Genomic DNA, 12,586 nt, shown 5'->3' with positions numbered 1-12,586 from the left:
CTTTATTGACACTCTCCCTGCAACTCCATTAAGTTTAAATCGAATGCTATTTAATTCGATATATACAATATATTTTTAAAAAGGGTTAAAGAATTCGTCATCATTCTTTAATCCTTCTCTGCATTTTATTTTTTTTGAATCACACAACAGTGAGATAAGATCATGAATAATAGTGCAAACAAAGTTGTTGTTATCACCGGTGCCAGCAGCGGTATTGGTGAGGCCATTGCCCTTCATCTGGCAAATAAACCTTTTTCTCTGGTGCTGGTTGCCCGTCGTCTGGAGAGAATTAACGCCCTGGTGGATCGCATTATTCAGCAGGGCGGCCAGGCGATTGCCGTGAAGGCAAACGTGACCCGACAGGAGGAGGTTCAGCGCGCGATTGACGCTGCCGTTGCCGCATACCAGCGCGTCGACGTGCTGATCAACAACGCGGGCTTTATGGCGATTGCCCCCCTCAGCGAGTTGAAAACCGACGAGTGGGACCGGATGATCGATACCAATATTAAAGGCGTGCTGTACGGTATCGCAGCGGCATTTCCGGTATTCCAGCGCCAGGGGAGCGGACACTTTATTAACGTGGCCTCCGTGGCGGGTATCAAGGTCCTTGCCCCCGGCGGCGTGGTGTACAGCGCCACGAAATTCGCCGTCCGCGCCCTGAGTGAAGGCTTACGTCAGGAAGCGGGGAAAACCGTTCGGACGACCCTTATTTCCCCCGGCGCCGTTGAAAGCGAGCTGCAGTTTGGCAGCTCTGATGCCCCGAGCAAACAGTTCCTGCATGAATTTTATAAGCAGGCTATTCCGGCAGAGTCGATTGCCAGAGCCGTATTATTTGCTATCGAACAGCCTGGCGACGTTGATGTAAATGAAATAATTGTCCGTCCAACGCAGGAAGAATTTTAGCATGAGTTAAATAACGCTGAATGAGGTGTCATTATGATTAAATCATTAACGTCCATATCAGATTTAAATATGCGATCGGGTGCCGACATTCTCCTTGAAGTGCTGGAGAGTGAAGGTGTGGAATATATTTTTGGCAACCCCGGCACCACCGAACTCCCGCTCATTGATGCCCTTCTTCGCCATGAAAATATTCACTATATTCTGGCACTCCAGGAGAGCAGCGTGGTCGCCATTGCCGACGGCTACGCGAAAGCCTCCGGCAAGACCGGTTTTATCAATTTGCATACCGCCAGCGGTCTTGGGCACGGCATGGGGAATCTCATCAATTCGCGGATTATGAAAACGCCGCTGGTTGTCACCGTCGGGCAGCAGGACACGCGGCACTACGTGCGCGACCCGCTCCTGTACGATGACATTGTCTCGATTGGATCGCCGGTGGTGAAATGGGCGCAGGAGGTCACCAGCGCCGACCAGCTTCCGGTGCTGGTGCGTCGGGCGTTTCATGCCGCCAGCTATCCTCCCGCGGGTCCGGTGCTGCTATCCCTGCCAATGAACGTGATGGAAGAGCTCAGCGACGCCGGGATACAAACGGCCTCTAAAGTGAACTACCACACCGTGGCGGGCTCGCTGGACGAACTGGCCGAAGAGTTGAGCCAGGTTACGCCCGGCAGGATCATGATTGTGGCGGGGGATGAAGTTCACTCCAGCGGCTCGACGCAGGAGATTGTACAGCTTGCTGAAGCGCTAGGCGCCCACGTCTACGGCTCCTCCTGGCCGTTGAATTTGCCCTTCCCCACGCAGCACGCGCTCTGGCGAGGCAATATGCCCACCACCGCAAATGAAATCGCCAGCGTCGTTAATGCCTACGATGCGGTGTTTATCATCGGCGGCAGAAGCCTGATTACCATTTTGTATAGCGAGGGCGAGGCCATTCCGGAAACCTGCGCGGTGTATCAGCTCTCGGCGGATATGAACGAACTTGGCCGCACCTACGCCACCCGCCTCTCGGTGATGGGGGATATAAAACTCTCCCTGAAGGAACTGCTGCCGAAGCTTGAGCAACGCCGGGTGGCAAGCAAATTGACGCATCAGCGGCTGCTCAAAGCGGCACGCGCTGAACGTGAAAAAGAGTGGCAACTGCAGGAAGAGCGTCTGGCAGCCGAGCGGCTGCGCCCGGCGATTTCGCCGATGGTCGCGGCCTACGAGGTGATAAAGTCCGTTCCGCCGGGCACCACGATTGTCGACGAGGCGATAGCAACGGCCAGACACGTTCGCCGGTTTATCTCCGACCAGCAGCACCCGCGCTACTACTTTATGCGCGGCGGCGGTCTGGGCTGGGGGATGCCTGCAGCAGTAGGTCACTCGCTGGGGCGTGTGCGCGAGCCGGTAGTGTGTCTGGTTGGCGACGGCGCCTCCCTGTACTCGCCGCAGGCGCTCTGGACGGCGGCGCACGAAAATCTGCCCGTCACCTTTATCGTGATGAATAACCTGGAGTACAACATCCTGAAAAACTTCATGAAGGGACAGCCGGGCTACAGTTCGACAAAGCTGGGTCGCTTTATCGGGATGGATCTGATTAACCCGCGAATTGATTTCCAGTCGCTGGGCGCCGCGATGGGTATCCGCTGCTGCCGGGTGACCCAGGCCGCGGATATCGCCATGGCGGTGACGCAGGGGCTACAGTCCGGAAAAACCAATTTGATCGAAATTGCCATTTCCGCAGATTGATCGACCGTTTCAGATGTACCCTACATAAAACACTTATAACCGAAACGCCTCAAGCCGCTTAATCTGCCGCCCTTCTCCGTCAAAATTCTCCGCCGCCAGCCAGGCGCGCAGCTCGGCGTCTCTTTGCGGCCACTCGACGTCAATGATAGAAAGCATATCGCTGTCGCGGTTGCGCCCTTTGCGCACCAGCTTCTGGCGCAGGCGTCCTTCCCAGACAAACCCCAGCCGCTCCGCCGCGCTGCGCGACGCAACGTTCATGGAATCGCACTTCCACTCGACGCGCCGGTAGCCGTGCTCAAACGCATTTTTCAGCAGCAGCCACACCGTTTCGGTGCCCATCCGGGTTCCTTTCATCCTGCGCGACCAGGTCACGTGACCAATTTCCACCGACCCCAGCAGCCGCTCGTTAGCCATATAGCTCACCAGCCCCACCGCGCGTTCGGTGCGTAAATCAATGACGGCAAACGGCACCAGCTCATCGTCCATCACCTTAGCCACGATCCAGTGGGCGGTGGCTTCCACGCTCGCTGGCTGCGTGCTGGCAAGCCACGTCCAGTCGCTGTCGTCGCCCAGCGCGTAGGCCTCATAGAGATCGGCCGCGTGACGATCGGCATCCAGCGGCTCCAGGCGGCAATACTGGCCGAACAGCGGCGTGCGGGTTAATACGCGTGCGCCTCTCCAGTCTGGAACGATATCGTTAACGGTTTGACCATGTTGATTGATTTCGGGCACGGCGGTGACTCCCTGAAAGGTAAGGAGTTTGTTATAGCAGGTTAAAAAGCGGGCGAAAAGCAGCGTATTTTAATAGCCCGAGCGCATGCGATATTCCCGGAAGATATAAGCAAAGCTGAATTTCGACTTTGCGGAATGTCAGAGTCGACCTAACGTAGCGGAGCATAAAACAATCACAATATATTCTTCTCAGGGATCGCTATGACGAAAAAACTGTTGCCGTTACTGGTGCTGGCTGCGCTCTCAGGCGTTGTCCACGCCGCTACACCGCCCAACACGCTGGTTGTTGCCCAGGGGCTGGATGACATCGTGAGCCTCGACCCGGCCGAAGCCAACGAGCTTTCCAGCATCCAGACCGTGCCGAGTCTGTATCAGCGTCTGGTACAGCCGGACCGCGATAACCCGGAAAAAATCACGCCGATTCTGGCAGAAAGCTGGGAAGCGGACGCGGCAGCAAAAACGCTGACGATCAAACTTAAGCCCGATGCCAGATTCGCCTCCGGCAACCCGCTGCGCCCGGAAGACGTGATTTTCTCTTACACCCGCGCCGTGACGCTGAACAAATCCCCGGCCTTTATTCTGAACGTGCTGGGCTGGGACGCGAGCAACATCGCCAGCCAGCTGAAAAAGGTGGACGATCATACCCTCCAGCTTCACTGGACGGCGGACGTTAGCCCGTCGGTGGCGCTGAATATTCTCTCCACGCCGATTGCCTCCATCGTCGATGAAAAGCAGGTTGCGGCAAACGTGAAGGATAACGACTTCGGCAACGCGTGGCTGAAAATGCACTCCGCGGGCAGCGGCGCGTTCAAAATGCGCGTCTATCAGCCGCATCAGGCCATCGTGCTGGAAGCTAACGAATCGGCACCCGGCGGCGCGCCGAAGCTCAAAAGCATCATCATTAAAAACGTCCCCGATCCGGCCTCACGCCGCCTGCTGATCCAGCAGGGTGATGCCGACGTGGCGCGCGATCTCGGTGCAGATCAGATAAGCGCCCTGGACGGCAAGCCGGGCGTGAAGGTGCTGAGCATTCCGTCCGCCGAGCAAAATTACCTGGTGTTTAACACCGGCAACAGCGCCAACCCGCTGCTGAACAACCCGGCGTTCTGGGAAGCCTCGCGCTGGCTGGTCGATTATGAAGGCATCACCAAAAATCTGCTGAAAGGCCAGTACTTTGTTCATCAAAGCTTCCTGCCGGTCGGCCTGCCGGGCGCGCTGGAAGACAACCCGTTTAAATTTGACCCGGCAAAAGCGAAAGCCATTCTCGCCAAAGCGGGAATTAAAGACGCGCACTTCACGCTGGACGTGGAGAACAAGCCGCCGTTTATCACCATCGCCCAGTCGATGCAGGCGAGCTTTGCTCAGGGCGGCGTGAAGGTCGATCTGCTGCCTGCCGCCGGGAGCCAGGTCTATGCCCGCGTGCGCGCAAAGCAGCATCAGGCGGCGATTCGTCTGTGGATCCCGGACTACTTCGACGCGCACTCTAACGCCAGCGCCTTCGCGTGGAACGACGGGAAGTCCAGCACCGTGGCCGGTCTGAACGGCTGGAAAATCCCGGAGCTGAACAAGGCCACGCTGGCGGCGGTTGCCGAACCGGATCCGGCGAAGCGTCTGGATCTGTACAAGAAAATGCAGGAACAGCTGCAGCAGAGCTCGCCGTACGTGTTCGTCGATCAGGGCAAAACCCAGATCGTGGTGCGCGATAACGTGAAGGGGTATCAGCAGGGGCTGAACGCGGATATGGTCTGGTACGATCGCGTTACGAAGTAGCCCTTGTCCTTCTCCCTCTCCCGTGGGAGAGGGTTGGGGTGAGGGCAACATCGCGCAGCAGAGCCGCCTGTTTCCCCTCACCCCCGCCCTCTCCCAAAGGGAGAGGGGGTCGTCCGTGCATATTTTCAGGATAATAGTTTTCCCATGCCACATCTTTCCACCCGCGTGCTTCAGGGTCTGCTGACCCTGCTGCTCACGCTCTTCGGACTGCTGCTCGTCACGTTTGCGCTCTCGGCGTTTTCACCGGTCGATCGCGTGCTGCAGATCGTCGGCGATCACGCCAGCCAGTCGACGTACGATCAGGTTCGCCACCAGCTCGGGCTGGATCGGCCCCTGCCCGTGCAGTTCTGGCACTATCTGCAAAACCTCGCCCACGGTGATTTAGGCACCGCCAGCGCCACCGGACAGCCGGTGCTGCAGGATCTGCTGCACGCCTTCCCCGCCACGCTGGAGCTGGCGACCCTTGCCTTGATCATCGGCGCCGTGCTCGGCGTGATTGCCGGAGTGCTGTGCGCCCGCTACGCCGGTTCGCCGCTCGATCTCGCCATCAGAACGCTAACCCTGCTCGGCAACTCGGTACCGATTTTCTGGCTCGGCCTGCTGATGCTGGCCCTGTTCTACGCGAAGCTGCAGTGGAGCGCGGGTCCCGGCAGGCTGGACGATATCTGGCAGTTCACCGTCGAGCCGCGCACCGGCTTTGCGCTGGTGGATACCTGGCTTTCCGGCGATCGCGAGGCGTTCCGCAACGCCCTCAGCCACCTGGTGCTGCCGGTGCTGCTGCTGGCCTATTACTCGCTGGCGAGCATCACGCGCCTGACGCGTTCCGCCTGCCTGAGCGAAATGAACAAAGAGTACATCCTGCTTGCCCGCGCCAAGGGCGCCGGGGAGATGACCATTCTGCTGCGCCACGTGCTGCCGAACATTCGCGGTACCCTGCTGACGGTAATCGCCCTCGCCTACACCAGCATGCTGGAAGGCGCGGTATTAACCGAAACCGTCTTCTCCTGGCCGGGGATCGGGCGCTACCTCACCACCGCCCTGTTCGCCGGAGACACCACCGCCGTCATGGGCGGCACGCTGCTGATTGGCGTCTGCTTTGTACTCATTAATAACCTTACCGACCTGCTCGTGCGGGCGACCGATCCCAGGGTGCGCTGATGCCGTTTTATCTTTTCTTACGCCGCCTGCGCCGCTCCCCTGCTGCGTTTTGCGGGCTGGCTGCCATCACGCTGCTGGTGATTATCGCCCTGTTCGCGCCGTGGCTCGCGCCGCTTGACCCGAACTGGCAGGACGCCGCCGCGCGCCTGCAGGCACCGAATCACCAGCACTGGCTGGGCACCGACAGCTACGGGCGCGACCTGCTTTCGCGCCTGATTTACGGTACCCGCCCGGCGCTCGGGCTGGTGGCGTTAGTCACCGTAATCACCCTGCCCGCCGGGCTGCTGGTGGGGATTTTGTCCGGCTACTACGGCGGCTGGCTGGAGCGCATCCTGATGCGTTTTACCGACGTGGTAATGTCGATGCCGCGCCTGATCCTCGCCTTCGCGTTTGTGGCGATGCTTGGCCCGGGGCTGGTCAACGGCGCGCTGGCGCTGGCCTTAACCACCTGGCCCGCCTACGCGCGGCAGGCGCGGAGCGAGATCCAACGTCTGCGCCACAGCGACTACCTCGCCGCCGCCGAGATGATGGGCATTCGCGGCCCGCGCCTGCTGGTCGGCCATATTCTGCCCCTGTGCCTGCCGTCCGCGATTGTGCGGCTGGCGCTGGATCTTGCGGGGATTATTCTGGCGGCCGCCGGGCTGGGCTTCCTCGGTCTTGGCGCGCGTCCGCCGATGGCTGAATGGGGCGCGATGATTGCCGACGGCATGCAGGTCATTTTCGACCAGTGGTGGATAGCCGCCATTCCGGGCGGGGCGATTCTGTTTGCCAGCCTGGCCTTTAACCTGCTGGGCGACGGCCTGCGCGACGTACTGGAGCCGCAGCATGACTGAACACCGCGTCATCGTCGATGCGCTGAATATCGACTACCCCGCCGCGCGCGTGGTCAACAACCTCAGCTTCACGCTGGGCAACGAGCGGCTGGCGCTGGTGGGGGAATCCGGCTCGGGCAAATCAATGTCCGCCCGCGCCCTGATGGGGCTGGTGCGTAAGCCCGGCATCGTGAGCGCGAACCGGCTTAACGTGCTCGGCAACGACCTGCTGACCCTGAGCACCCGCCGCTGGCAGGCGCTGCGCGGCAACGGGATTGCGATGGTCCTGCAGGACCCGCGCTACGCGCTGAATCCGGCGAAAAACGTCGCCGCCCAGCTTGATGAGGCGCTGACCCTGCATCAGCGCCTGCCCCGCGCTGAACGCCTGGCGCGCATTCACGACATCATCCGCGCCGTCGGACTCAACGAACATATTCTCCAGCGCTACCCCGGCGAACTCTCCGGGGGCATGGGCCAGCGCGTGATGATTGCGATGGCGCTGATCAACAACCCCCAGGTGCTGATTGCCGATGAACCCACCTCCGCGCTGGACGCCCGCCTGCGCAATCAGATCCTCGAGCTGCTGGTGCAGCAGTGCGAAGAACGCCAGATGGCGATGCTGCTCATCAGCCACGATCTGCCGCTGGTGGCGGAGCACTGCGACCGCGTGCTGGTGATGTATCAGGGCGACAAGGTCGATGAGATGGCGGCACGCCAGCTCCCGCAGGCGACGCATCCGTACACGCGCACCCTGTGGACCTGCCGTCCGAACGCCAGTACCTATGGACAGATACTGCCGACGCTGGACCGCTCGCAGCCGTGGAAGGAGGTGAACAATGGCTCTCGTTGACGTAAACCAGCTCCAGGTGAGCTTCGGGGAGAAAACGGCGGTCTCCGCCGCCAGCTTTGCTATTGAGAAAGGCGAGACCTTCAGCCTGATCGGTGAATCCGGCTGCGGGAAATCGACTCTTCTGCGCGTGCTGGCGGGGCTGCAGCGCGAGTGGAACGGCCGCATTTCGATCCTGGGAGACGCGCTACGGCCTGGGCGGCGTTTTGAAGGCGAGCTTCGCCGCAACGTGCAGATGGTGTTTCAGGATCCGTGGGCGTCGCTGCACCCAAACCACACCGTTGCGCGCACCCTGTCAGAGCCGTTAAACATCCACGGCGAAACGCAGGTTGCGGAAAAGGTGGCGGATGCGCTGCAGCAGGTCGGGCTTTCCGCCGATGCGGGCAGGCGTTACCCGCATCAGCTTTCCGGCGGGCAGCGTCAGCGCGTTGCCATAGCCCGCGCGCTGCTGCTGCGCCCGCAGCTTCTGCTGCTGGACGAGCCGACTTCGGCGCTGGATATGTCGGTGCAGGCGGAGATTCTGAACCTGCTCAACCGCCTGAAGGCCGAGCACGGCATGACCTACCTGCTGGTGAGCCACGATGCGGACGTGATTGCCCACATGTCCGACCGGGCGGCGTTTATGGCGCACGGGGAGATCCAGAGGGTATTTGACCGCGAGGCGATGTTGCGGGGCGAGCACCGGATGGGGTAAACCGCGTGGCGGCCAGTGCCGCGCGGGTTTTACAGGCCGGGTAAGCGTCGCCGCTACCCGGCAAAAAATCACTTCAGCAGCTTCACCGTGGCATCGATGTCGATCTCATCTTCGGTGAAGATCAGCGTCGTGTTCTGGAAGGTGGTGATCGCCAGCTTCTTCACCGTGCGCATTTCGCCCGGCTTTTTCTCTGATTTCGGCTTGATGCTGTTCATCAGCAGCCCAACCGACAGTACCGCGTTCTCTTTGTCGATTTTGGTATCAGCCGGCTCTTCTTCGTTAAACACCACGAAGGATTTGATCGAGGTGAGCTTCACGCGCTCGCCAGCAATAAAGAGATGTTTGCTTTCGGGGATCACCTTCACCGCATAGGCGGAAAGGCCTTTGTTGTTGGTGGTCGGCTCGAAGGTCACCGCGGCATCTTTCTTAATCAGATCGGGGTTCGCGACCTTAATCACATGAAAATAGCGGTTGTCGCCGTTTTCATCTTTGATAAATCCAAAGCCTTTATCTTTAAACCACGTTGTGATTGTACCGTTCATCGCTGTTACCGCCTGTCAGATCGTAATGACTAAAGTTTTGCAGCGCGCAGTGTAATGCACAATGACGGAGGAGACAAAAAAAAGCCCCTGCACGGGTGCAGGGGAAAACTCATGTCAGAGCTTATTAGAATTTAGTTGAACACCATCCCACCATCGATGAGCAGAGACTGGCCGGTCATGTAGTCGGAGTCCGGTCCTGCCAGGTATGAAACGCAGGCGGCAACATCTTCCGGCTCGGACAGGCGGCCAAGCGTAATGCGTTTGGCAAAGGTTTCGGTCCCGTAGCCGAGCGGTTTACCCGCCGCCTCGGAGACCTGACGGTCGATTTCCGCCCACATCGGCGTTTTGACGATGCCCGGGCAGTAGGCGTTAACGGTGATCCCCAGCGGCGCGAGATCCCGTGCCGCGGTCTGGGTTAAGCCGCGCACCGCGAACTTGCTGGAACTGTAGACCGCCAGTTCCGGGTTGCCGGTGTGGCCCGCCTGGGAGCAGGCGTTGATGATCTTGCCGCCGTGCCCCTCTTTGCGGAAGGCGTCAATCGCGGCCTGGATCCCCCAGATCACCCCTTTCACGTTGATGTTGTAGACCTTGTCGACAATGTCCGGCGTGATGGATTCGATGGGGGTAGACGGCGCAATCCCGGCGTTATTAACGATAACGTTAAAGCCGCCCAGCGCGGTGCGCGCTTTCTCCACCGCCGCAAATACCTGTTCGCGGTCAGAGACATCGACCTTCACGGCGACGGCGTTGCCGCCGTTACGGATGATTTCATCGGCGACGGCTCTTGCCGTCTCAAGGTTATAGTCGGCGATGGCGACGGCAAAACCGTCTTTCACCAGGCGAAGCGCGATCGCTTTACCAATCCCCTGGCCTGAGCCGGTTACGAGAGCAACTTTTTGCATTTCTCTGTCCTTATCGTGAGTCACAAAATCTGGCTGAGATGGAGCTGGCCCATCAGCAGCGGGTTATCGCTGTAGTCGACGGGAATGGCCACCACGGCCGGGCCATCCACATCCATCGCCGCACGCAGCGTCGGCTCAAGCGCCTCGGCGCTCTCCACGGCAAAGCCTTTCGCACCGAAGGCGTCGGCATAGACTTTGAAATCGACCGGGCCGAACTCGACGCCGGAAAGACGCTGGTATTTTTTCTCTTCCTGAATGGCAACCATGTTGTAGCCGTTATCCACCCAGATGATGTGCAGCACGTTAGCGTTGAGGCGCACCGCGGTTTCCAGCTCCATGCTTGACTGCAGGAAGCCGCCGTCGCCGGAGACTGAAACCACCTTGCGGCCCGGGTTCACCAGCCACGCGCCAATCGCCCACGGCAGAGCAACGCCCATGGTCTGCTGACCGTTGGAGATCATCACCTGACGCGCCCGGAAGCTATAGAGGTAGCGGGCGATCCAGATGTGGAAGCTGCCCATATCCACGGTGAGCGTCACGTCGTTATTCACGATGTCCTGCATGGCGCGCACGATGCGCAGCGGGTGCAGGGCAAACTGGTTAAGCGAGGCGCCGCGGCGGTCGAGCAGATCGCGCTGATGCTGGCGATCGACCAGAATTTCGGAGGCCCGCTGGCTCAGCTCGAGCTTACGATCGATGCGGTTAGCGAGCAGGTTCAGCGTTTCGGCGATGTCCCCCACCAGCTCCAGATCCGGCACGTAGTTACGCTCTTCATAGGCAGGCAGCACATCGATGTGCACCAGCGTAGCGTCGCCGCTGTTCCACATGGACGGCTCGTACTCCACCGGGCTGTAGCCGATGCAGATAATCAGGTCCGCCAGATGCAGCAGCCGATCGCCCGCCTGGTTATTGAACAGGCCGACGCGGCCGGCGAAGCGGGTGAAGTGTTCCTGGTTTACCGCCCCGGCGGCCTGATAGGTGCTGGTCACCGGAATGCGGCTTTTCTCCAGCAGCTTGCGCAGCGCGGCGCTGTTCGCGGGCTGGCTGGCCATCAGGCCGAGCAAGATGACCGGATTTTTGGCGTTTTCGATAAGCTTCGCCACGTCGTTAATCGCTGACTCCGGTGCCGGGCCCATCAGCGCCGGGCCGCTGGCGGGTAAAATGGCCCCCGTCGCGGGCTGGTCGACGATATCCTGCGGCAGGCTGACGAACGCGCCCCCCGGCCTGCCGTGCTCGGCGGCGCGAAACGCGTTGGAAACCACCTCGGCAATCGCGTCCGGTGAACTGACCTCCACGGCGTATTTGGTGACCGGGCTGAACATGGCGACGGTGTCCATGCTCTGGTGTACCAGCTTGGCTTTATCCGCCCGCTTCACCGCCCCGCCCAGCGCCACCACCGGGTCGCCTTCGCTGTTGGCGGTGGCGATGCCGGTGATCAGGTTAGAACAGCCCGGCCCGGAGGTGACCAGCGCTACCCCGGCCTTGCCGGTCAGACGCCCTACCGCCGCCGCCATAAACGCCGCGTTCGCTTCGTGGCGCACCGGAATAATCTCGATGGAGGAGTCCAGCAGGGAGTCAAAGACCTTGTCGATTTTCGCACCCGGGATCCCAAACACCTGCTTCACGCCCTGCGCTTCCAGCTGGCCGACAACCATATCGGCGCCGTGCGCCCACTGACGTGACTGTTTCTCACTGTTCACGGTAGTTCTCCTGTTAGTTTTCGACGGAACGGATCGCTGCATCAAGATTGCTGGGGTGAAGGTTGGCCTGTAAGAACGCGCTGTCGGCGGGCAGGTCAATCATCAGCTTGTGAATTTCGCCGAAGGTGAGTACGCCGCTCTCCAGCTGGTAGTCGAGCAGATGACCCCCGCCCTGACGGTCGTCGGTGATGAAATGCTCGTGATAGCCGGCCACGTTAATGCCCTGCATGTGCTGCGGCGTGCGGAACCCGACCAGCACCCCTTCGCGCTGGTTAAAGCGGAACACCGGCTGGTCGTCCAGCACGTCGGTCATCGCGCGGTACGGCGGCTTCTGGCGCGGTACGGTGCGGGTGTGGGCGTGGCGGAAGTTGCCGTCGATGCGCAGCGCGCAGAACAGGTTATCGGAGGGGATCTGCTGGTCGATGACGTCGTGGATCTGCTGACGGCTGACCGGCGCATCGAAGGTTTTACGGTACTGCGGCTGGAACCAGGTCATCACCGCGAACGGCGTTTTCTGCTCCGGCTTCGCGGCCCGGGCGCTGCCGTCGGCGCGCAGCTGGTACACCTGGCTGCTGAAGGCAATCATTTCACCGTCCAGCTCGTTGAAGGTGCCCAGACCAAAATCACCGTGTGCCAGCAGATCGGCGATGGTGGTCTCTCCTTCGTACACGCCGCTTAGCAGGGCGCTCATTAGCGATGTCTGGTAGATCACGCTGTCAGGATGCTGGGCGGAGAACCCGCGCAGGGTCTCGCACAGGCTTGCCTCACAGTCGCAGGCAGATGAATGCATCATCGTGC

12 protein-coding genes are annotated in these 12,586 nt (G+C 60.3%); 7 read left to right on the top strand and 5 right to left on the bottom strand.

Features of this window, described 5'->3' with window-relative positions:
• Positions 1 to 162: 162 nt before the first annotated feature.
• The gene (locus DEO48_RS08930) at positions 163 to 903 is read left to right on the top strand and encodes an SDR family oxidoreductase (RefSeq protein WP_094934424.1); all 741 of its coding nucleotides are present in this window, start codon (positions 163 to 165) and stop codon (positions 901 to 903) included.
• A 33-nt stretch (positions 904 to 936) separates the two neighbouring features.
• A complete protein-coding gene (locus DEO48_RS08925; RefSeq protein ID WP_109844947.1) occupies positions 937 to 2,631 on the top strand; it encodes a thiamine pyrophosphate-binding protein in 1,695 nt (564 codons plus the stop codon).
• Positions 2,632 to 2,664: 33 nt separating this feature from the next.
• Here the strand turns inward: DEO48_RS08925 and DEO48_RS08920 are convergent, their stop codons facing one another.
• Positions 2,665 to 3,363: a GNAT family N-acetyltransferase gene (locus DEO48_RS08920; RefSeq protein ID WP_109844946.1), complete on the bottom strand. Its 699-nt coding sequence runs from the start codon at positions 3,361 to 3,363 to the stop codon at positions 2,665 to 2,667.
• A 201-nt stretch (positions 3,364 to 3,564) separates the two neighbouring features.
• Here DEO48_RS08920 and DEO48_RS08915 point away from each other — a divergent pair, with 201 nt between their 5' ends.
• The 5 genes from DEO48_RS08915 (at position 3,565) to DEO48_RS08895 (ending at position 8,644) form a co-directional block, all read left to right on the top strand.
• The gene (locus DEO48_RS08915) at positions 3,565 to 5,133 is read left to right on the top strand and encodes an ABC transporter substrate-binding protein (protein WP_023310688.1); all 1,569 of its coding nucleotides are present in this window, start codon (positions 3,565 to 3,567) and stop codon (positions 5,131 to 5,133) included.
• A 144-nt stretch (positions 5,134 to 5,277) separates the two neighbouring features.
• Entirely contained in the window at positions 5,278 to 6,291 is a 1,014-nt protein-coding gene (locus DEO48_RS08910; protein WP_023310687.1) for an ABC transporter permease, read from the top strand.
• On the top strand, positions 6,291 to 7,124 hold the full coding sequence (locus DEO48_RS08905; protein ID WP_109844945.1) for an ABC transporter permease: 834 nt from the start codon (positions 6,291 to 6,293) through the stop codon (positions 7,122 to 7,124). The genes DEO48_RS08910 and DEO48_RS08905 overlap by 1 nt, the downstream gene beginning before the upstream one ends.
• Complete coding sequence (locus DEO48_RS08900; RefSeq protein ID WP_109844944.1) at positions 7,117 to 7,953, top strand: ABC transporter ATP-binding protein; 837 nt, start codon at positions 7,117 to 7,119, stop codon at positions 7,951 to 7,953. The genes DEO48_RS08905 and DEO48_RS08900 overlap by 8 nt, the downstream gene beginning before the upstream one ends.
• Positions 7,940 to 8,644 (top strand): ABC transporter ATP-binding protein, encoded by a 705-nt coding sequence (locus DEO48_RS08895; protein ID WP_109844943.1) that lies wholly within the window; start codon positions 7,940 to 7,942, stop codon positions 8,642 to 8,644. The genes DEO48_RS08900 and DEO48_RS08895 overlap by 14 nt, the downstream gene beginning before the upstream one ends.
• 68 nt (positions 8,645 to 8,712) lie before the next feature.
• Here DEO48_RS08895 and DEO48_RS08890 read toward each other — a convergent pair whose 3' ends face one another.
• The 4 genes from DEO48_RS08890 to budA all read right to left on the bottom strand — a co-directional run bounded on the left by DEO48_RS08890 (position 8,713) and on the right by budA (position 12,581).
• The gene (locus tag DEO48_RS08890; RefSeq protein ID WP_029741637.1) at positions 8,713 to 9,186 is read right to left on the bottom strand and encodes a cold-shock protein; all 474 of its coding nucleotides are present in this window, start codon (positions 9,184 to 9,186) and stop codon (positions 8,713 to 8,715) included.
• A gap of 131 nt (positions 9,187 to 9,317) precedes the next feature.
• The gene (locus DEO48_RS08885) at positions 9,318 to 10,088 is read right to left on the bottom strand and encodes a (S)-acetoin forming diacetyl reductase (RefSeq protein ID WP_109844942.1); all 771 of its coding nucleotides are present in this window, start codon (positions 10,086 to 10,088) and stop codon (positions 9,318 to 9,320) included.
• A 20-nt stretch (positions 10,089 to 10,108) separates the two neighbouring features.
• Positions 10,109 to 11,830: an acetolactate synthase AlsS gene (gene alsS / locus DEO48_RS08880; protein WP_205422081.1), complete on the bottom strand. Its 1,722-nt coding sequence runs from the start codon at positions 11,828 to 11,830 to the stop codon at positions 10,109 to 10,111.
• Positions 11,802 to 12,581 (bottom strand): acetolactate decarboxylase, encoded by a 780-nt coding sequence (budA, locus tag DEO48_RS08875; protein WP_023310680.1) that lies wholly within the window; start codon positions 12,579 to 12,581, stop codon positions 11,802 to 11,804. The genes alsS and budA overlap by 29 nt, the downstream gene beginning before the upstream one ends.
• Positions 12,582 to 12,586 lie beyond the last annotated feature (5 nt).

Origin of the sequence: Enterobacter sp. CGMCC 5087, from assembly GCF_003144775.1 — a bacterium.
GTDB lineage: Bacteria > Pseudomonadota > Gammaproteobacteria > Enterobacterales > Enterobacteriaceae > Enterobacter > Enterobacter cloacae_M.
The sequence above is the reverse complement of the archived record's forward strand: the minus strand, read 5'-3'. Positions and strand labels throughout refer to the sequence as shown.

Bases quoted from the DNA above. Each gene is read 5' to 3' on its own strand.
- DEO48_RS08915 (WP_023310688.1), top strand. From the start codon at position 3,565: ATGACGAAAAAACTGTTGCCGTTACTGGTGCTGGCTGCGCTCTCAGGC.
- DEO48_RS08910 (WP_023310687.1), top strand. From the start codon at position 5,278: ATGCCACATCTTTCCACCCGCGTGCTTCAGGGTCTGCTGACCCTGCTG.
- DEO48_RS08905 (WP_109844945.1), top strand. From the start codon at position 6,291: ATGCCGTTTTATCTTTTCTTACGCCGCCTGCGCCGCTCCCCTGCTGCG.
- DEO48_RS08895 (WP_109844943.1), top strand. From the start codon at position 7,940: ATGGCTCTCGTTGACGTAAACCAGCTCCAGGTGAGCTTCGGGGAGAAA.
- alsS (WP_205422081.1), bottom strand. From the start codon at position 11,830: ATGCAGCGATCCGTTCCGTCGAAAACTAACAGGAGAACTACCGTGAAC.
- DEO48_RS08900 (WP_109844944.1), top strand. From the start codon at position 7,117: ATGACTGAACACCGCGTCATCGTCGATGCGCTGAATATCGACTACCCC.
- DEO48_RS08930 (WP_094934424.1), top strand. From the start codon at position 163: ATGAATAATAGTGCAAACAAAGTTGTTGTTATCACCGGTGCCAGCAGC.
- budA (WP_023310680.1), bottom strand. From the start codon at position 12,581: ATGATGCATTCATCTGCCTGCGACTGTGAGGCAAGCCTGTGCGAGACC.
- DEO48_RS08925 (WP_109844947.1), top strand. From the start codon at position 937: ATGATTAAATCATTAACGTCCATATCAGATTTAAATATGCGATCGGGT.
- DEO48_RS08890 (WP_029741637.1), bottom strand. From the start codon at position 9,186: ATGAACGGTACAATCACAACGTGGTTTAAAGATAAAGGCTTTGGATTT.
- DEO48_RS08885 (WP_109844942.1), bottom strand. From the start codon at position 10,088: ATGCAAAAAGTTGCTCTCGTAACCGGCTCAGGCCAGGGGATTGGTAAA.